The sequence below is a fragment of the Pantoea sp. BJ2 genome (assembly GCF_040255075.1).
Lineage (GTDB): Bacteria > Pseudomonadota > Gammaproteobacteria > Enterobacterales > Enterobacteriaceae > Pantoea > Pantoea leporis.
Genome location: NZ_CP158292.1, coordinates 3,319,327 through 3,340,486, shown reverse-complemented (window position 1 = coordinate 3,340,486; position 21,160 = coordinate 3,319,327). Strand labels below are relative to the sequence as shown.

11 protein-coding genes are annotated in these 21,160 nt (G+C 59.3%); 10 read left to right on the top strand and 1 reads right to left on the bottom strand.

What is annotated here, in order from left to right; all coding sequences use genetic code 11:
* Positions 1 to 61: 61 nt before the first annotated feature.
* Complete coding sequence (gene galR / locus AAF463_RS15420; protein WP_350261052.1) at positions 62 to 1,063, bottom strand: HTH-type transcriptional regulator GalR; 1,002 nt, start codon at positions 1,061 to 1,063, stop codon at positions 62 to 64.
* A gap of 197 nt (positions 1,064 to 1,260) precedes the next feature.
* Between galR and AAF463_RS15415 the strand changes: the two genes are divergently transcribed.
* From AAF463_RS15415 to AAF463_RS15370, 10 genes are all read left to right on the top strand, one after another.
* Positions 1,261 to 3,522, top strand: a complete 2,262-nt coding sequence (locus tag AAF463_RS15415) for a molybdopterin-dependent oxidoreductase (protein ID WP_350261051.1) — start codon at positions 1,261 to 1,263, stop codon at positions 3,520 to 3,522.
* 268 nt (positions 3,523 to 3,790) lie between these two features.
* Entirely contained in the window at positions 3,791 to 5,521 is a 1,731-nt protein-coding gene (locus AAF463_RS15410) for a penicillin-binding transpeptidase domain-containing protein (protein ID WP_061719881.1), read from the top strand.
* Between the two features lie 405 nt (positions 5,522 to 5,926).
* Positions 5,927 to 6,115: a hypothetical protein gene (locus AAF463_RS15405; protein ID WP_061719884.1), complete on the top strand. Its 189-nt coding sequence runs from the start codon at positions 5,927 to 5,929 to the stop codon at positions 6,113 to 6,115.
* 303 nt (positions 6,116 to 6,418) lie between these two features.
* Positions 6,419 to 7,555, top strand: coding sequence for an efflux RND transporter periplasmic adaptor subunit (locus AAF463_RS15400; protein WP_350261050.1), 1,137 nt, complete (start codon positions 6,419 to 6,421; stop codon positions 7,553 to 7,555).
* 9 nt (positions 7,556 to 7,564) lie between these two features.
* Positions 7,565 to 10,702 carry an efflux RND transporter permease subunit gene (locus AAF463_RS15395; protein WP_350261049.1) on the top strand — a complete coding sequence of 1,046 codons (3,138 nt, stop codon included), beginning with the start codon at positions 7,565 to 7,567 and terminating at the stop codon, positions 10,700 to 10,702.
* On the top strand, positions 10,689 to 12,089 hold the full coding sequence (locus AAF463_RS15390) for an efflux transporter outer membrane subunit (protein ID WP_350261048.1): 1,401 nt from the start codon (positions 10,689 to 10,691) through the stop codon (positions 12,087 to 12,089). Before AAF463_RS15395 ends, AAF463_RS15390 begins: the two co-directional genes overlap by 14 nt.
* A 142-nt stretch (positions 12,090 to 12,231) precedes the next feature.
* Positions 12,232 to 13,479: an MdtA/MuxA family multidrug efflux RND transporter periplasmic adaptor subunit gene (locus AAF463_RS15385; protein ID WP_350261047.1), complete on the top strand. Its 1,248-nt coding sequence runs from the start codon at positions 12,232 to 12,234 to the stop codon at positions 13,477 to 13,479.
* The gene (locus tag AAF463_RS15380) at positions 13,476 to 16,628 is read left to right on the top strand and encodes an MdtB/MuxB family multidrug efflux RND transporter permease subunit (RefSeq protein WP_350261046.1); all 3,153 of its coding nucleotides are present in this window, start codon (positions 13,476 to 13,478) and stop codon (positions 16,626 to 16,628) included. Before AAF463_RS15385 ends, AAF463_RS15380 begins: the two co-directional genes overlap by 4 nt.
* Positions 16,625 to 19,729: an efflux RND transporter permease subunit gene (locus tag AAF463_RS15375; protein ID WP_350261045.1), complete on the top strand. Its 3,105-nt coding sequence runs from the start codon at positions 16,625 to 16,627 to the stop codon at positions 19,727 to 19,729. The genes AAF463_RS15380 and AAF463_RS15375 overlap by 4 nt, the downstream gene beginning before the upstream one ends.
* Positions 19,730 to 21,133 carry an efflux transporter outer membrane subunit gene (locus tag AAF463_RS15370; protein ID WP_350261044.1) on the top strand — a complete coding sequence of 468 codons (1,404 nt, stop codon included), beginning with the start codon at positions 19,730 to 19,732 and terminating at the stop codon, positions 21,131 to 21,133.
* Positions 21,134 to 21,160: the final 27 nt, after the last annotated feature.

The window sequence follows — 21,160 nt, the reverse complement described above, 5'->3', positions numbered from 1 at the left end:
TAATCATTCCCTCTCCCGCTTGCGGGAGAGGGTTAGGGTGAGGGAAAGCGCGCACCAGGATTTAACCCGGCCCACTCACCGAATGCCGTCTTACCAGCGTGGGGCTAAACATATTGGTCACTTCCGGCATCTCGCTGCCATTGGCTAACGCCAGCGCCAGTTGCGCCGCCTGTTGCGCCATGGTGACAATCGGATAACGCACCGTCGTCAAACGCGGACGCACATAGCGCGACACCAGCACATCATCGAAGCCAATCAGCGACATCTCTTCCGGCACGCTAATGCCGTTATCACTCAGCACCGCCAGCGCACCGGCGGCCATCGAATCGTTGTAGCAGGCCACCGCGGTGAACTGCTTGCCGCGTCCCATCAATTCGGTCATCGCCTGCTCGCCGCCCACCTCGTCTGGTTCGCCCCACGCCACCAAACGGTCATTACACGGCAAACCGTGCTCTTTCAGCGCGTCGTAATAGCCTTGCAGACGATCTTCGGCATCGGAAATGGTGTGAGTGGAGCAGATAAAGGCGATTTGCGTATGGCCTTGCTGAATCAGATGACGCGTTGCCAGCCAGGCGCCGTAGCGGTCATCCAGCGCGATGCAGCGATGTTCAAAGCCTTTCAGCAGGCGATTCAGCAGCACCATGCCCGGCACCTGCTTCATCAACATCTCTAAATCGTCGTCGGGGATTTTCTTAGCGTGTACCACTAAGGCGGCGCAGCGATGGCGCATCAGTTGCTCAATCGCCTGACGCTCTTTTTGCTCATTGTGGTAACCGTTACCAATCAGCAAAAAGTTGCCGGTCTGGCCCGCAACTTCATCCACCGCTTTGACCATCGCGCCAAAAAACGGATCGGAAACATCGCCCACCACTAAACCCAGGGTTTCGGTGGATTGCTGCGCCAGGGCGCGTGCGTTGGCGTTCGGGTGATACTGCAACTGCTCCATTGCCGCCGTAACGGCGAGGCGAGAACTCTCGCTGGCTTTGGGCGAATTATTGATGACGCGGGAGACGGTCGCAACCGACACCCCAGCCATACGGGCAACATCCTTAATGGTAGCCATGCGATTATCTACATCCGGGAAAACGTTTACACATGCCACCAGTGTTACGGAAAACCCACCCTGTAGCAACCCGGCAGAATGCCAGCGCTGTCGCAAAAGCACGGAAAATCAGGCGCTCACAGCCGCGCTTTAGCTCGGTTACAGGCTCATGTTATGCTGCCAGACACAATCACACCTGCCTGCCGGACCCAAAAACCATGAAAACTCGCGTGCCACACCTGGCGCACTGGGGCGCATTCACTGCCGTCACCGAAAACGATCGCCTGATTGGCTGTGAACCCTTCTTCGCCGATGCCGATCCCTCGCCGATGCTTAACACCATTCCTGAACTGGTCTATTCAGATAAGCGTATTCGCCAGCCGATGGTGCGCCGTTCATGGTTGAAGTCGCGCGAGAACAGCGATCGCACCTTGCGCGGTCGGGAAGATTTCGTGGCGGTAGATTGGGATACCGCGCTGGATTTGGTGGCGGAAGAGAATCGCCGCGTGCGCGATCGCTACGGCGCAGCGGGCATTTTCAACGGCTCTTACGGCTGGTCATCGGCGGGACGCGTCAACCACGCGCGCACGCTGATTCGTCGCTTCTATTTTCAGGGCGGCGGCGGCGTCGACCAGCAAGGTAATTATAGCTGGGGCGCGGCGCAGTTCTTCCTGCCGTACGTGATTGGCACCTACATGCCGCTCACCGGCCGCGTCACCGACTGGCCGCAAGTGGTGCAGCACGCCGACATCTTTATCGCCTTCGGCGGCCTGGCGCTGAAAAACGCGCAGGTGGCGTCCGGCGGCGCAGGGCAGCACAGCCTGAAACCGGCGCTGGAGCAGCTCAGCGCCAAAGGCACGCCAATCATTAACATCAGCCCAATGCGCGATGACTGCCCGGCGTTCGTCAATGCCGAGTGGATTCCGATTCGCCCGAACACCGACGTGGCGCTGATGCTGGCGCTGGGTTTTGAGATCACCAGGCGTAACGCGCTGGATGAAAGCTTCCTCGCCAGCCACTGCACCGGCTGGCCGCAGCTGCGCGGCTATCTGCTCGGTGAAAGCGATGGCATCGCTAAAACGCCTGAGTGGGCCAGCAGCATTACCGGCATTCCGGCGGCGCGCATTGCTTTGCTGGCGCAGCAGCTGATCGGCAAACGCAGCTTTATTACCTGCTCCTATTCGGTACAGCGCGCCCATCGCGGCGAGCAGCCGTACTGGATGATGATTGCGCTGTCGTCAATGCTCGGTCAGCCAGGCTTGCCGGGCGGCGGTTTCTCCTTTGGTCATGGCTCGATGAACAGCGTCGGCAATCCGCGTCAGGATGGCCCGGCACCCATGATGAGCACCGGCCCGAATCCGGGCAATTTGTCGATTCCAGTGGCGCGCATCAGCGACATGCTGCTCAATCCCGGCCAGCCGTACGCATTCCAGGGTGAAACCCAGCACTATCCGGATATCCATTTGGTGCACTGGGCGGGCGGCAATCCGTTCCATCATCATCAGCAGCTCAATCGTCTGGTGGAAGGCTGGCAGCGCCCGGATACCGTGATTGTGCAGGATATTGTCTGGACGCCGGCGGCGCAGATGGCGGATATCGTGTTGCCCGCCACCACCACGCTGGAGCGCAACGACATCGGCGGATCGTCGCGCGATCGCTTCGTGCTGGCGATGCATCAGGCCATCAAGCCGCAGCATCAGGCGCGCAATGATTTCGACATCTTCGCTGATATCGCCGATCGCCTCGGCTATCGTGATGTGTTCACCGAAGGGCGCAATGAGATGCAGTGGATCGAGCATCTGTATCTGCAGTGCGCGGTAGCGCATGCGCGGCGTGATATTCCGTTCCCGGAGTTCGGGGAATTCTGGGAGCGCGGTTTTGTCGAGATTCCTGAAGGCGGCAAGCCGTTCGTGTTTATGGATGATTTCCGCGCTAACCCAGAAACGCATCCAATTCAAACCGCCAGCGGCAAGATTGAGCTGTTCTGCCAAACTATTGCCGATTATCAGCTGGAAGATTTCGCCGGACATCCCGAGTGGCGCGAGCCGCAGGAGTGGCTGGGCGCGCCGCTCAGTTCACAGTTCCCGCTGCATATGATCTCGATTCAGCCATCCGATCGTCTGCACAGCCAGATGGACGCCACCGCCACGGTGCAAGGCAACAAAACCGTCGGACATGAGACGCTATATATGCATCCGCAGGATGCGGCAACGCGTGATATTCAGGATGGCGATGAGATTGAGGTGAGCAATGCGCGCGGGCGCATGCTGGCCGGTGTGCGCCTGACCGACGGGGTAACGCCGGGCGTGGTGATCATCGCCACCGGCGCCTGGTTCGATCCTGGCTTTGGTCGCGCCTGGCAACCGTGGGATCGCGCCGGCAACCCGAATGTCCTGACATTGGATATCGGCACCTCGTCGTTAACGCAGGGTCCTAACGCCATGAGTTGCCTGGTGGAAATCAAAAAACATCTGATGTGAATGGGCAACGAATAATCTCATCGCTGGTTACATTTTGCCGGTAACTGTTGCGTTTAGGCGATGGTTTCCCAGCGTGCCACCTTGCTACAGTCAGGGTCCCAGAGGTATTGATGGGTGAACATCAAAAAGTTTTCTTGATTACACCGACCTGCGCAGATGCGCAGGTTTTTTTTGCTTAACGAATCGAAACACAGTTTTCCTGTCAACTCGCTTTACGTTTCTTTATAACTGCTGGCATTAAGCCTGATTTTTTATCGCAGTGGACGTTATGCCCCCAATTAAAAAATTTCTGGGAAAAGACCAGATAAAAGCGCCCTTTAACCCATTTCGTTTTCGCCTGATCTGCCTTGGCGTGTTCTGCTGTCTGGTGCTGTTGCTGATTTGCGTTGGTGACCTGCAGCTGATCAAGCATCCGATGCTGGAGCACGAAGCCGATCAGCGCTCGCTGCGTACCGTAACGTTGCCAACTAACCGTGGCACCTTGCTGGATCGCGACGGCCAGGCATTAGCGCTGAGCGTTCCGGCACGTGACATCATCGCCGATCCAATGCGCGTGCTGGAGGCAAATCCCGATTTCACCAGCGCCAAATGGGCTTATCTGGCGGCCGCGCTCAATCAGCGTCCGGAAGATCTGCGCGCGGCCATCACCGCCAACCCGAAAAAACGCTTCCTCTATCTGGGCCGCAAAATCGAACTCGGCATCGCCAAAGATATCGCCGAGCTGAAACTCAAAGGTATCAGCTCGGTGTATAACGACAGCCGTTTCTATCCGATGAGTGAAGCAGCTGCGCCGCTGATTGGCATTGTAGGGGCCGACAGCAACGGCCTGAACGGCATCGAGAAGGGCTTCGACCATGTGCTGCAGGGCGATCCGGGCAAAGAAGTTTATCGTCAGGATGGTGAAGGCAACATCATTGCGATGATCGATTACCAGCCGCCACAACAGCCGCCAACCGTGCAGCTCAGCATCGACAAGTTCGACCAATTCACGCTCTACAGCAAACTGCGCGACGGCGTGCTGCTTAACAAAGCGGATTCGGGTGCGGCGGTATTGGTGAAAATCGATACCGGCGAGATTCTGGCGATGGCCTCTTATCCGTCGTTCAACCCGAACAACTATGAAAATGCCACGCCGGCGCAGATGCGTAACTCGGCGATCAACGACAGCTACGAACCCGGCTCCACGGTGAAACCGCTGGTGGTGATGGAAGGGCTGGAGCGCCATCTGGTGCGCGCCGATTCGGTGATCGATACCACGCCGTACAGCGTCAACGGCCACTTAATTCGCGACGTTGGCCACTGGCCACGCCTCACCATGACCGGCATTTTGCAGAAATCGAGTGACATCGGCGTCTCGCACATTGCGCTGGCGATGCCCGCTGAAGCGCTGGTTAATACCTATCAGGCATTTGGCCTGGGTAAACCTACCGGGCTGGGATTGACCGGTGAGAGCGTGGGTTACTTCCCGCTGCACCGCGAGCGCTGGGCTGATATCGAACGCGCCACCTTTGCCTTTGGCTACGGCCTGCGCGTCACGCCGCTGCAGATTGCGCGTGAATACGCCACGCTCGGTTCGTACGGCGTTTATCGTCCACTGTCGATCACCAAAGTGACGCCGCCGGTGTTAGGCAAACAGGTGGCGAACCCGCAAGTGGTGCAAACCGTGGTGCATATGCTGGAGAGCGACGTACTGCCGGGCGGCACCGGGGTGAGAGCGGCGGTGCCGGGTTATCGTCTGGCGACCAAAACCGGTACCGCAGAGAAGATGGGCACCAGCGGCAAGTACGATGGCGGTTATATCAACTACACCGCCGGCATCGCGCCCGCCAGCCATCCGGAAGTGGCGCTGGTGGTAATGATCAACCATCCCACCGCGGGCGATCACTTTGGTGGCTCGGTGGCGGCACCGATCTTCGGCAACATCATGGGCCCGGTACTCAAGCACATGAACGTGGCACCCGATGCGATCTACAGTAAACCTTCTTCAGACAAATCTTAGTTAAATCAAAAGTGTAAGTGAGGTGTGGAGAATATTCACACCTCGTTTCACTTCCCCAAACACCGTTGCTTTTTGCACCTGTCTTTCACCGACTCATCGGTGCGAGTATGGAGATCCCAGAGGTATTGATGGGTGTGAAACAAGCTGCTTTGGCAGTACCCTGTTATTACACCGACCCACGCAGATGCGTGGGTTTTTTTTGCCTGTAATTTACTGCCGTGCGAACTCGCTCACACCTCTTGTCTGAGTCTTAACACTTCCCCGGCAACATAAAAATATCGGGTTGTGTAACCTGTAGGTAACGCACCGCGATGTCGCATTCCATGGCGGTTCGCTAGCCCCTTACGGTGTTGGTAGCGCTTTAAGGGGCGATTTTTTATTGCGACTCGTTGAGGCCAACCCGCGATGCCAAAAACCAAAGACCGCACGCCAAAAGGCGAGGGCCGTTCTTCGGCGTTTCAGTTACGCATTCACCCGGAGCTGCACGAGCAGCTGCGCAGTGTGACTGACGACGACAACGTCACGCTGTCATGCTGGTTAAAAGAGCTGGCGCGCCGCGAGCTGCGCCGCAGAGGCATCGAACCCAAAGGTTGAATCGGTTGTTATTGCGTGCACATAACCGTAGCGGCGCAATTCATTGCGCTCCGTTGACCTTTTTCCCGCTGTTATCTTGCGCAATAAATTGCGCCGCTACGAAATTTTCGATAATCGATTTCGGGGCTGAAAACCCGCAAAACGCTAAAAATCCCAACCCTTTATGGCACGAAAGGTTTACCATTTTCCTTTGGAAAATATATTTTACGCAACCTTAACAACCCCGCTTAACCCGCCTCCCTACAATGGCTTTCAAGTCATTACCTTCGTGACTATTCCCTTCCTATCTTTTAGAGAACAACTATGCGCCTGAAACTTCTTTCTGCCAGCGTGGTGTTTTTACTGGCAGCCTGTGACCAGGGCGGAGCAAAGCCCGCCGCATCCGCCACCCCGCAAGTGGGCGTGGTCAACCTCAAAGCGCAACCCGTTACGCTTGTCAGCCAATTGCCAGGCCGCACCACGGCGGTGAGAACTGCGCAGGTGCGTCCGCAGGTGAGCGGCGTAATTGAAAAAATCCTGTTTACCGAGGGCGGTGAAGTGAAAGCCGGCCAGCCGCTGTATCAAATCGATCCGGCCACCTATAAAGCCGCCTACGACAAAGCCATGGCGACCTGGCAGAACGATGCGATGGTGGTGAAGCGCTATCAGCCGCTGGCCAACGCACACGCCATCAGCCAGCAAACCTACGACGATGCGGTCGCCGCCGCGCGTGAAGCGCAGGCCGACGTGGAAACCGCCAAAGTGAATCTCGACTACACGCTGGTGAAAGCACCGATTTCCGGCCACATTAGCCGCTCGCTGTACACCGCCGGTGCGCTGGTCACCAACGGGCAAACCGATTATCTCGCCACCATCACTCAGCTTGATCCGATCTATGTTGATGTCAGCGAATCCTCCACCGATCTGCTGCGCCTGCGCCGCGCGCTGGCCGACGGCAAAATCGCCAAAATGACCGACAACACCGCCGCCGTGGGCTTGTCGCTGGAAGATAACAGCCAGTACGCCGAGCAGGGCAAGCTGGCGTTCTCGGAAGTGAACGTCGATACCGCCACCGGCACCGTGGTGCTGCGCGCGGTATTCCCGAACCCGAATAACGAACTGCTGCCCGGCATGTACGTGCATGCCAGCTTCCCGCAGGGCATTCAGCAGCAAGGCATTCTGCTGCCGCAAGAGTCGATCATGCATGACACCAAAGGTCAGCCATATGTCTTTGTGGTGAAAAGCGACAACACCATCGAGCAGCGCAGCATCCACACCGGCGAGATGATCAAAGGAGAATGGCTGGTGACCTCGGGCTTGCAGCAAGGGGAAAACGTGGTGGTGAACAACCTGCAAAGCGTGCGCAGCGGGGTGAAAGTCACCACCAGCGCCGCCAACACCAACGACACGCCATCCGCCAATGCGGTGAGTCTTTCGATGACTGACGCAGCGGCGCAATAAGGGGGCGGCATGTCGAAGTTTTTTATTGAACGTCCAATCTTCGCCTGGGTTATCGCCATTATCGTGATGCTGGTCGGCGCGATTGCCGCCATCAGTTTGCCGGTCAATCAATATCCCAATATCTCCGCGCCAGCGGTCTCCATCTCGGTGACCTATCCTGGTGCCAGCGCCGAAACCACGCAAAACACCGTGGTGCAGGTCATTGAGCAGCAGCTGAACGGTCTGGATGGTTTGCGCTATCTGGAGTCGAGCAGCGCCTCGGACGGCAGCGCGCAGATCATCGCCACCTTTAATCAGGGCATCAATCCCGATATCGCCCAGGTTCAGGTGCAGGATCGCGTGTCGCTGGCGGAGTCGCAGCTGCCCACCGATGTCACCCAGCAAGGCATCCGTATCCGTAAGTACCAGAAAAACTTCATGATGGTCATCGGGCTGATCGCCAAAGACGGCAAGCTGACCAACGGCGATCTGGCCGACATGCTGGTGTCGAAACTGGAAGATCCGATCTCGCGTACGCCGGGCGTCGGCGACTTCATGGTGCTGGGCTCCGAATACGCGATGCGCATCTGGCTCGATCCGGCCAGGCTGTACAAATACAACCTGATGCCGAGCGATGTCACCACCGCGATTGATAACCAGAACGTGCAGGTATCGTCCGGTTCACTCGGTGGTTTGCCGACCATTCAGGGCGCAAAAACCGAGGCGACCATCCTCGGCAAAACCCGTTTCACCACTGTGAAGCAGTTTGAGAATGTGCTGCTGAAGGTGAACAGCGACGGCTCGCAGGTGCGGCTGAAAGATGTGGCCAGCGTCGCGCTCGGGCCGCAAAGTTACGGCATCGATGCCACCATGAACGGCAAACCGGCCGCCGGTATCGCGCTGCGTCTGGCAACCGGTGCCAACGAACTGGATACCGCCAAGGCGGTGCGCCAAACCATCGCCGACCTGAAAGATTCGCTGCCGGATAACGTCGAGATTCAGTATCCGTACGACACCTCGCCGGTGGTCAGCGCCTCGATTGAAGAGGTGGTGAAAACGCTGATCGAAGCGGTGGTGCTGGTGTTCTTCGTAATGCTGATCTTCCTGCAAAACCTGCGCGCCACGCTGATCACCACGCTGGTGGTGCCGGTGGTGCTGCTGGGCACCTTTGGCATTCTGTCGGCCTTTGGTTACAGCATTAACACCCTCACTATGTTCGGTATGGTGCTGGCCATCGGGCTGCTGGTGGATGACGCCATTGTGGTGGTGGAGAACGTTGAGCGCGTAATGCACGAAGAGCAGCTCGACCCGAAAGCCGCCACCATTAAATCGATGCAGCAGATTCAGGGCGCGCTGTTTGGCATTGCGCTGGTGCTGTCGGCGGTGCTGCTGCCGATGGCGTTCTTCTCCGGATCGACCGGTGTCATTTACCGCCAGTTCTCGGTCACCATCGTCTCGGCGATGGCGCTGTCGGTGATCATGGCGCTGATCTTCACGCCTGCGCTGTGCGCCACCTTGCTGAAACCGGCGGCGGCGGAGCACAAAACCACCGGATTCGCCGGTTGGTTTAATCGCAAGTTCGACAGCGGGGCAATGCACTACACCCACGGCGCCAGCAAAGTGATTTCCCGTCGCGGCCTGTTCCTGGTGATCTATCTGGTGATCGTTGGCGTGACGGGCTTTTTGTTCACCCGCGTACCAACCACCTTCCTGCCGGGTGAAGATCAGGGCTTGATGATGGTGCAGATCACGCTGCCGGTGAACTCGTCATCGCAGCGCACTCAGCAGGTGATCAACGATCTCAACGCCTATCTGCAGCAGAACGAAGCGTCGGTGGTGACCACCACCTTTGGCGTGGCGGGCTTTAACTTTGCCGGTCGCGGCCAGAGCAACGCCATGGCTTTTGTGCGCCTGAAAGATTGGGGCGACCGCACGCACAGCGGTCAAAGCGTGCAGGATTTGGCGAACCGCGTGATGGCGCACTTCGCCAACTATCAGAACGCCAAAATCTTCGCCATGGTGCCGCCGGCGGTGATGGAGTTGGGCAACGCCACCGGTTTCGATCTCTATCTGCAGGATACCGGCGCGCACAGCCATCAGCAGATGATGGATGCCGCGCATCAGCTGATTACGTTGGCGAACAACGATCCGCATCTGGCGCAGGTCCGTCTTAACGGGCTGGAAGATGAGCCGCAGTATCAGTTGGAGATCAATGATGAGAAGGCCAGCGCGCTCGGCCTGAGCATGACCGACATCAACAACACATTGTCGGTGGCGTGGGGCTCCAGCTACATCGATCAGTTCATGTACAACGGCCGCGTGAAAGAGGTCTATCTGATGGGTAAAGCGGACTCGCGCGTTACACCGTCGGATCTCGACAAATGGTACTTCCGCAACAGCAGCGGCACCATGGTGCCATTCTCCGCCTTCGCCTCGGGCAAATGGGTGTACGGCTCGCCGCACTTTGAACGCTTTAACGGCTTAACCGCCGAAGAGATTCTCGGATCGCCCGCGCCGGGCCAAAGTACCGGTGAAGCGATGAAAGCGGTGGAGCTGTTGGCGAAGCAGCTGCCGCATGGGTTCCGCGTGCAGTGGTACGGCATTTCGTATGAGGAGCAGGCATCTGGCAGCCAAACCACGCAGCTCTATCTGATCTCGATTCTGGTGGTGTTCCTGTGTCTGGCGGCGCTGTACGAGAGCTGGTCGATTCCGTTCTCGGTGATCATGGTGGTGCCGCTCGGCATTCTCGGCACCATTAGCGCGGTGCTGCTGCGCGGCCTGCAGAACGATGTGTTCTTCCAGGTCGGCTTGCTGACCACCGTGGGGCTGGCGGCGAAAAACGCCATCCTAATCGTGGAGTTCGCCAAAGAGCTGCATGAGCGCGAGGGCAAAACGCTGGTGGAAGCGGCGGTAGAAGCGGCGCGGCTGCGTATCCGTCCGATTATCATGACCTCAATGGCGTTTATTCTCGGCGTGCTGCCGCTGACCATATCCAACGGCGCGGGCGCAGGCAGCCAGCATTCGATTGGTACGGCGGTGGCGGGCGGTATGATCACCGCGACTTTCCTCGCCATCTTCTTTGTGCCGATGTTCTACGTGGTGGTTTCGCAGTTCTTTGCGCGTAAGAAACAAACATCCGCAGAGGTGGTTAAAAATGAACATGAATAACTTCCGTCTGGCGCTGTTGCCGCTCGCGCTGGCATTGGCCGGTTGTACGCTGGCACCGCACTATCAGCGCCCGGCGCTGCCGGTGGACGCTAAATACGATCAGGCGACGCCCGTCGGCAACGTCGCCGATTTACCGTGGCAGAACTTCTTCACCGATGCCACGCTGCGCAACCTGATCCAGCTGTCGCTCGATAACAACCGCGACCTGCGCGTGGCGGCGCTGAACGTGCAAGAGGCGCAGCAGGGCGTCACGGTGCAGCGCGCGGCGCTGATGCCGTCGATCAACGCCACGGCCAGCCAGACTTCGGCGCATGAACCGGCCAATCTCTACAACACCAAAACCAGCGGCGCGGTGACCTATCACGAGCTGAACAGCGGCTTGAGCGTCACCTCGTGGGAGCTGGATTTCTTTGGCCGCCTGCAAAGCCTGAGCGATCAGGCGCAGGAAACCTATCTGTCGAGCGCCGCCACCGAACGCGCCACGCGCATTTCACTGATCGCGGAAGTGGCGATGGCGTGGCTGACGCTGAGTTCGGATAACGATCTGCTGCATCTGGCGCAACACACCGCGCAAAGCCAGCAGGAATCTTATCGCCTGACCAAGCTCAGCTACGACGGCGGTGCCAGCAGCGATCAGGATCTGGCGCAGGCCGAAAGCACGGTGCGGGCGGCGCAGGCGGACGTGGCGAGTTACACGCGGCAGGTGCGGCAGGATGTGGATGCGCTGCGCTTGCTGGTCGGCACCGATCTGCCCGCCACGCTGCTGTCACACGCCACGCTGGACGCCAACTGGCACTTCCCGGCCACGCCCGCTGGCTTACCGTCGGATCTGCTGACGCGTCGCCCGGATATCATGGCGGCGGAGCACACGCTGAAGGCGGCTAATGCCAATATCGGCGCGGCGCGTGCCGCCTTCTTCCCGAGCATCACGCTGACCGCGTCCGGCGGCTCCACCAGCAGCTCGCTTGGCAGCCTGCTGGGCGGCGGCACCGGCGCATGGTCATTCATGCCATCGATTAACCTGCCGATTTTTGACGGTGGTAAAAACCAGGCCAACCTAAATATCGCGCATATCGAGAAACGCATTGAGATTGCTGACTATGAGAAGGCGATCCAGACCGCGTTTAAAGAGGTGAACGATGCGCTGGCCGGTCAGGATACCTGGCAGGATCAGCTGACGGCGCTGCAACAGGAGGTTGGCGCCAATCAGCGCGACTACGACTATTCTGTATTGCGCTTCAAGCAAGGCGTCGACAATTATCTCAATGTGTTAGTGGCCCAGCGATCGCTTTACAGTGCGCAGCAGTCGCTGATCAGCGCGCATCTCGGCCAATTGAGCCAGAAAATCACCCTGTACAAGGCGTTAGGCGGCGGCTGGAAATCTTAATCACCTTAACGAAACCCTTACGGTTCGCGTATGGAATTCGCGCGGGCATTCAACCGATAATGCGCGTAGTGATGATTTCCCCTTGAAATAGTCCCCTGTTTTACAGGGGATTTTCCGTTTTCTGGCTAACCTGAAGATCCTGATGACTAACAACGCTTCCCGCTCCCCGTTTTCCCGCTGGCTGAAATGGCTCCTGTTGTTGCTTGTGCTGTTGATTGTGGCGGGCGTGATCTGGCGCGTGGTCGGCGGTCACGGCGGCATGCCGGGCGGCGGAAAGCCGCCGGGCGCACGTGGCGGTCATCGCGGTGGCGCGGGTGGCCCGCCGGGCATGGCGATGATGATGGGCGGTGCCACGCTGGTGCACAGCGGCGTCGCCAGCAGCGCGGATGTGCCGGAATACCTCAACGCGCTCGGCACGGTGATCCCCAACGCCAGCGTCACCGTCACCAGCCGCGTCGCCGGACAGCTGGAAAAAGTGTTCTTTACCGAAGGGCAGAAAGTTAGCGCCGGCCAGCTGCTGGCGCAGATCGATCCGCGCAGCTATCAGGCCACGCTGGCGCAGTATCAGGGCGATCTCAATCAGAATCAGGCGTTGCTGAAAAGCGCGCAGTTAACGCTGGTGCGTTATCAGAAACTGGCGGCGCAGGACTCGCTGTCGCGCCAAGATCTTGATACCCAAACCGCCACCGTCGGCCAGTACAAAGGCGCGGTCGCCGCTGATGAAGCGCAGATCGCCAGCGCCAAACTGGATATCGAGTATGCGCGCATCACCTCGCCAATCAGCGGACGCGTCGGTTTGCGTCTGGTCGATCCCGGCAATATGGTGCAAACCACCGATACCACTGGCATTGTGGTGGTGACGCAGATGCAGCCCGCCGCCGTGACCTTTAGCGTGCCGCAGGGCAACATTCCGCAGCTGACCAAAGCGCTGCACGGCGGGCAAAGTCTGCCCGCCACCGCCTTTGATCAGGACAACAGCCGCGCGCTGGCGCAGGGCGAGGTGAAGTTCATCAGCAACCAGATCGATACCGCGACCGGCACCATTGAGCTGAAAGCCACCTTCCCGAATGAAGACGAATCGCTGTTCGCTAACCAGTTCGTCAATCTGCGGCTGCAAACCAACATCCTGAAACATGTCACGGTGATCCCGGCGCAGGCGCTGCAGCTGAGCAGCGACGGCAGCTTCGTGTTTGTTATCAATAAAGACAACACCGTGACGCGCAAAGCGGTCACCACCGGGCCAACGTTTGGTGAAGATCAGCAGGCGATTCTCAACGGAGTGGAACCGGGCGATCGTCTGGTCACCGAAGGCATCGATCGCCTGACCAACGGCAGCAAAGTGCAGCTGGCGGATGAGCGCAAAACCACCGCGACCGCCGAGGCCAAATGAATCCGTCTCGCCTGTTTATCCAGCGTCCGGTCGCCACCATTTTGCTGATGGTCGGCGTGCTGATCGCCGGGATCTTCTCTTACCGTTTTCTCTCCACCTCGGCGCTGCCGCAGGTGGATTACCCAACCATTCAGGTCACCACGCTCTATCCCGGTGCCAGCCCGGATGTGATGGCGTCTTCTGTCACCTCGCCGCTAGAGCGCCAGCTGGGGCAAATGGCCGGGCTAAGCCAGATGACCTCCACCAGCTCAGGCGGATCGTCGATCGTCACGCTGAAATTCAGCCTCGATCTGTCGCTGGATGTCGCCGAGCAGGAAGTGCAGGCGGCGATCAATGCCGCCAATAATTTGCTGCCGAGCGATCTGCCCAATCCGCCAACCTACAAAAAGGTCAATCCAGCCGATACCGCCGTGATTACGCTGGCGGTGAGTTCCGACACGCTGCCGCTGACGCAGGTGCAGGATCTGGTGAACACGCGCGTGGCGCTGAAGCTGTCGCAGATTAACGGCGTCGGCATGGTGACGCTGGCGGGCGGCCATCAACCGGCGATTCGCGTGCAGATGGACCCGAAAGCGCTGGCGGCGCATCAGCTGTCGCTGGAGGACGTCAACACGCTGATCGGCAACAGCAACGTGAACGGCTCGAAAGGCGGCTTCGACGGTAAGTATCACTCGGTCACCATCGACGCCAACGATCAGTTGCGCACCGCCGATGAGTACGGCAATTTGATCATCACTTACCAAAACGGTGCGGCGCTGCGGCTGAAAGATATCGCGCATATCGAGCAGGGACCGGAGAACAGCTTCCAGTCGGCGTGGGCCAACAACAGTCCGGCGATTGTGATCAGCGTGCAGCGCCAGCCGGGCGCCAACGTGATTCAAGTGGTGGACAGCATCAAAGCGCAGCTGCCGAAGCTGCAGGCGGCGCTGCCGGACGGCGTGAAGATGAGCATCTTGTCGGATCGCACGCAAACCATTCGCGCCTCCATCAGCGATGTGCAGTTTGAGCTGATGCTGTCGGTGGCGCTGGTGGTGATGGTGACGTTCCTGTTCCTGCGCAACGTGGCGGCGACGCTGATTCCCAGCGTGGCGGTGCCGCTGTCGCTGATTGGCACCTTCGGCGTGATGTATCTGGCCGACTTCAGCCTGAATAATCTTTCGCTGATGGCGCTGACCATCGCCACCGGCTTCGTTATCGACGATGCGATTGTGGTGGTGGAGAACATTTCACGGCGGCTGGAAGAGGGCGAAACGCCGATGCAGGCGGCGCTGAAAGGCTCGCAGCAGATTGGCTTCACCATCATATCGCTGACCTTCTCACTGATTGCCGTGCTGATCCCGCTGCTGTTTATGGGCGACGTGGTTGGGCGGTTGTTCCGCGAATTTGCCATCACGCTGGCGGTGTCGATTCTGGTGTCGATGGTGGTGTCGCTAACGCTGACGCCGATGCTGTGCGCCTATCTGTTGCAGCACATTCCGCCAGAAAAACAGTCGCGCTTCTCGCGTAAAGGCGGCGAACTGTTCGACAAGCTGGTGCGCGGCTACGACCGCATGCTGACGGTGGTGCTGAACCATCAGAAGCTGACGCTGCTGGTGGCGCTGGCGACCTTTGCGCTCACCGCGCTGCTGTATATCGCCATCCCAAAAGGCTTCTTCCCGACCCAGGATACCGGGCTGAATCAGGGCGTCACCGTGGCGTCGCAGGATGTGTCGTTTAGCGAGATGTCGAAGCGGCAGCAGGCGCTGGCGAAAGTGATTCTGCAAAATCCGTCGGTGGAGAGTTTGTCCTCAACCATCGGCATTGATGGCAGCAACACCAGCCTGAATAGCGGGCGCATCCAGATCAACCTCAAGTCGTTTGAACAGCGCGACGACAAAGCCGACGTGGTGATTAAACAGCTGCAACAGGCGGCGCAGCAGGTGGCGGGCATTCAGCTCTATCTGCAACCGGCGCAGGATTTGACCGTTAACGATCAGGTGTCGCCGAGCCAGTATCAATTCACGCTGGATGATGCCGACAGCGAAAACCTGGTGCGCTGGACGCCAAAGATGGTCGCCGCCTTGCAGCAGCGTCCGGAGTTTAACGGCGTGGTGAGTAACCTGCAGGATCAGGGCCGCGTGGCCTATGTCGAGCTGAATCGCGATAAAGCGGCGCGCTACGGCATTACCGCCGCCGACGTCGATACCGCGCTGTACAACAGCTTCGGTCAGCGTTTGGTCTCCACCATCTTTACCCAGGCCAATCAGTATCGCGTGGTGCTGGAAGTGGCGCCGCAGTATCAGCAATCGCCCGCTTCGTTTGATGATGTCTATTTGCCGGTGACCAGCGCGAGCAGCAGCACTTCCACCACGGATGGCACCACCACAACCACCACCGGCATGGTGAAGCTCACGTCCATCGCCACCATTCACCAGCGCACCGGTTCGCTGATGCACATGCGCCTCAATCAGTTCCCGGCGGTGATGGTGTCGTTCAATCTCAACAAAGGCTATTCGCTGGAAGATGGGCAGAAGGCGATTGCCACAGTAACGCAGCAGCTGAATTTGCCGTCGAGCATCACCTTGCGTTATCAGGGCGAAACCTCGGCATTCCAAAGCGCCACCGGCAACACGCTGTGGCTGATTCTGGCGGCATTAATCACCATGTACGTGGTGCTCGGCATTCTCTATGAGAGCTTTATCCATCCGGTGACCATTCTCTCGACGCTGCCGTCGGCGGCGGTCGGCGCGCTGTTGACGCTGCTGCTGGCGGGCAGCGAGTTCAGCCTGATTGCGCTGATTGGCGTAATTCTGCTGATCGGTATCGTCAAGAAGAACGCGATTATGATGATCGACTTCGCACTGGAGGCGGAAAACAAGCAGCACATGAGCGCGCGGGACGCGATTCATCAGGCCTGTTTGCTGCGCTTCCGCCCGATTCTGATGACCACCATGGCGGCGCTGCTCGGTGCGCTGCCGCTGATGCTGGCGTCCGGTTCCGGTGCCGAGCTGCGCCAGCCGCTCGGTCTGGTGATTGTTGGCGGTTTGATCGTCAGCCAGGTGCTGACGCTGTTCTCTACGCCGGTAATTTACCTGTGGTTTGATGGCATCGCGCAGCGCGGCAAGCGCTACATGCAGCGCAAGCAGCAGCAGGCGCGGGGCGAGCGATGAACCTCACCCGGCTGTTTATCTTCCGCCCGGTTGCCACGTTATTGCTGACGCTGGCGATCCTGCTGCTGGGCGCGTTGGGCTATCGGCTGCTGCCGGTGGCGCCGCTGCCGCAGGTGGATTTCCCCACCATTATGGTGAGCGCCAGCCTGGCCGGTGCCAGCCCGGAGACCATGGCGGCCACCGTCGCTACGCCGCTGGAGCGTTCGCTGGGGCAAATCGCCGGCGTCACCGAGATGACCTCCAGCAGTTCGCAGGGATCGACCAGCGTGATTTTGCAGTTTGATCTCGATCGTGACATCAACGGCGCGGCGCGTGACGTGCAGGCGGCGATCAACGCCGCACGCAGTTTGCTGCCGAGCGCGATGGAGTCGCTGCCGACCTATCGCAAAGCCAATCCATCGGATGCGCCGATTGTGATGCTGGCGCTGACGTCCGCCACGCGCACGCCGGGCGAACTCTACGATCTGGCCGAAAGCAAAATCGAGCAGGCGATGGGCCAGGTGAAAGGCGTGGGCGAAGTGTCGCTGATGGGCAGCGCCTTACCGGCGGTGCGCATCGATCTGCAGCCGCTGAAGCTGACGCAGTATGGCATTTCGCTGGATACGGTGCGCAGCGCCATCGCCAACAGCACCAGTAATAAGCCGAAAGGGATTTTGCAGGGCAGCAGCCAGTCGTGGGTGGTGGACAGCAACGGCCAGCTGGATAAAGCCGCGCAGTATCAGGATCTGATCGTTACCTATAAAGAGGGCAAAGCGGTGCGGCTGCATGATGTCGCCACCGTGTATGACTCGGTTGAAGATCAGTATCAGGCCGGTTTCCTCAATGCCATGCCATCGGTGATGGTGGGCATTAAGCGCCAGGCCGGTGCCAACATGCTCGACACCATTGATGCCATCAAAGCGCAGCTGCCGGCGCTGGAAAAAAATCTGCCCGCCGATACGCAACTGAAAGTGGTGGTGGATCGCTCGCCGACGGTGCGCGCCTCGCTGTATGACACCGAAGAGACGCTGCTTGTGGCGATGCTGCTGGTGATCGCCGTGGTGTTTGTGTTTCTGCGTAACGTGCAGGCGGTGATTATCCCGGCGCTGGCGCTGCCGGTCTCGCTGATTGGCACCTGCGCGGTGATGTATTTGCTGGGTTACAGCCTCGATAACCTGTCGCTGATGGCGCTGATTATCGCCACCGGCTTTGTCGTCGATGACGCGATTGTGGTGCTGGAAAACATCACGCGCCATATCGAAGAAGGGCTCAGTCCGCTGCGCGCGGCGCTGCGTGGCGCGCAGGAAGTGAGTTTTACCGTGCTGTCGATGACCATGTCGTTGATTGCGGTGTTCATCCCGATTCTGCTGATGGGCAGCATCGTCGGACGCTTATTCCGCGAATTTGCCGTCACGCTGACGGTATCGCTGCTGATTTCAATGTTTGTCTCGCTGAGCCTGACGCCGATGCTGTGCGCGCGCCTGCTGAAGCCAAAGCCTAAAGTCACGCAACGCTCGCACCTGCTGTATCAGTTTATCGAAAACCAACTTAACGCATTGCTGGCGGCTTATTCGCGCGGGTTAACCTGGGTGATGGCGCACCAAAAGCTGACGATGTTTAGTCTGGTGCTGACCGTGCTGCTTAACCTGTTCCTGTTTTCCGTGGTGCAGAAAGGCTTTTTCCCCAATCAGGATACCGGCCTGCTGATGGGCGCGCTGCGCGCCGATCAGAACATCTCCTTCCAGGCGATGAAGCCGAAAATGCTGCAGTTCACCCACATCATTCAATCCGATCCGGCGGTGGAGAGCGTGATGTCGTCGATGGGCAGCGGCATGTTCGGCTCGCGCAACAGCGCCAACTTCTTTGTGCGCCTGAAGGATTTTGATCAGCGCGACGCCACCGCCACCGAAGTGGCGAACCGCCTGAGTATGAAAACCAGCCATATCGCCGGCGCGCAGATGTTCCTGATGGCGGCGCAGGATCTGCACATCGGCGGCCGTAGTGCCAACGCCACCTATCAATACAGCTTGCAGGCCGACGATCTCGATCTGCTGCGTGAGTGGACGCCAAAAGTGCAGGCGGCGCTGGCGGCGATCCCGCAATTGAACAGCGTCGATTCCGATTCACAGACCGGCGGTCAGGAAGTGGTGATCAACATCGATCGCGACCGCGCCCAACGGCTTGGCGTTAACGTGCAGATGCTCGACACCATGCTGAATAACGCCTTCAGCCAGCGCCAGGTCGCCACGCTCTATCACACGCTTAATCAGTATCATGTGGTGATGTCGCTGCAGGATAGTTACACGCGCGATCCGGCGATTCTGCAGCAGCTGTATGTGATTAACGACAGCGGCGATCGCGTGCCGCTCGCCGCGTTCGCCAGCTTTAAAGGCGGCAACGCGCCGCTGTCGGTGGCGCATCAGGGCCAATCCGCCACCAGCACCGTGGCGTTTAACCTCAACGATGGTGTGTCGCTGGAGCAGGCGCAGGCGCTGATTAAGCAGGCGATGGCGCAGCTCGGTTTACCCTCCAGTATTCAGGCCGGTTTTGCCGGCACCGCCGCCGCCTTCGCCCAGCTTACCGCCACCATGCCGTGGCTGATTATCGCGGCGCTGGCGGCGGTGTATATCGTGCTCGGCGTGCTGTATGAGAGTTACATCCATCCGCTCACCATTCTCTCAACGCTGCCGTCGGCGGGTGTGGGCGCGCTGTTGTTGCTGCTGCTGACCAACACGCAGCTGACGGTGATCGCGCTGATCGGCATTATCCTTCTGATTGGTATCGTGAAAAAGAACGCCATCATGATGATCGACTTTGCGATTCACGCCGAGCGTAGCCAAGGCATGACGCCGCAGCAGGCGATCACCCAAGCCTGTTTGATGCGCTTCCGGCCGATCATGATGACCACGCTGGCCGCCTTCTTTGGCGCGCTGCCGCTGGCGCTGGGCAGCGGCGGCGATGCCGACTTACGTAGCCCGCTCGGGCTGGCGATTGCCGGTGGTTTGGCGCTGAGCCAATTATTAACGCTGTTTACTACGCCGGTGGTTTATCTCTGGCTCGACCGTTTAAGCCGCGCCACGCAACGTCAGTGGCAGCGGTTGCGTCATGTGGAATCCCGATAGATGAAAATGTCTCTGAAACTTACGCCGTTGCTCACCGTGATGTTGCTGGCGGGCTGCGCGGTTGGCCCCGATTATCAGCGCCCGAGCATGGCGATGCCGACCCATTTCAAAGAAGCCAAAGGCTGGACGCAGGCGACGCCGCAGGATGCAAACAGCAAAGGTGAATGGTGGCAGGTTTATCATGATGCCACGCTGGCTAGTCTGCTGAAGCAGGTGAGCATCTCCAACCAGAACGTAGCCAGCTATGCCGCGCAGTACCGCGAAGCACAGGCGCTGGCTGGGCAATCACGCGCGGAGTTGTTGCCGTCGCTAGGCTACGACGCCAGCAGCACGCGCAGCGGCAGCCGCGCCAGCGCCAGCGGTCAACGCAGCGTCAGCAACAGCCATGCCGCCGATCTCAGCGCCAGCTGGGAGCTGGATGTGTGGGGCAAACTGCGACGCACGCTGGAGGAGAACCATGCCAGCGCCGAAGCCAGCAAAGCCGAGCTGGCGAATATCACCTTGAGCGCGCAGTCCGAACTGGCGCAGGACTATTTCCAGCTGCGCATCATCGACGAGAAAATCGCGCTCTATCAGCGCAGTATCGCGGCCTATCAGCGCTATCTGACGGTGATAGAAAACAAATACGCGGCGGGCAGCGAATCACGCGCCACCTTAGCGCAGGCGCAGATGCAGCTGGAGAGCGCCCGCGCCTCGGCGCAGGATTACCAGTGGCAGCGTGCGCAGATGGAGCACGCCATTGCGCTGCTGCTGGGCCGCGCACCGGCGGATTTCTCCTTGCCGGTGGCGAAGCTGGAGGCCGCGCTGCCCGCGATCCCGAACAGCGTGCCGTCGCAGCTGTTGCAGCGCCGTCCCGATATCGCCTACGCCGAGCGCAACGTGGCGGCGGCGAATGCGGCGGTCGGCGTGGCGATTGCCGGTTACTACCCCGATTTGACGCTGAGCGCCAGCGGCGGCGTGAGTTCATCGGCGATCAACAGTTTGTTCTCGCTGCCCAATCGCGTTTGGTCTTTGGGGCCGGAGCTGAGCGGTACGCTGTTAGATTTCGGCGCCACCTCAGCGAAAGTCGAACAGGCACGCGCCGCCTATGATGCCAGCGTTGCCAGCTATCGCCAGTCGGTGCTGACCGGCATGGGCGAAGTGGAAGATTATCTGGTGCAGCTGAATACTTTGCAGGGCGAAATCGCCGCACAGCAGCGCGCCACCGACGCAGCGCAGGAATCGGCGCGCGTAACGCGCAATCAGTATGATGCCGGAATGATCGACTATCTTGACGTCGCCACCACCGAAAACAGCAGCCTGAGCGCGCAGCAGAGTTTGCTGTCGCTGCAGAGCACGCAGTGGGTCAGCAGCGTCGGTCTGATCGCCGCGCTGGGCGGTGGCTGGCAGGCGGATACGCGGTAAAACCAGGTCGCCATGAATGGCGTAATG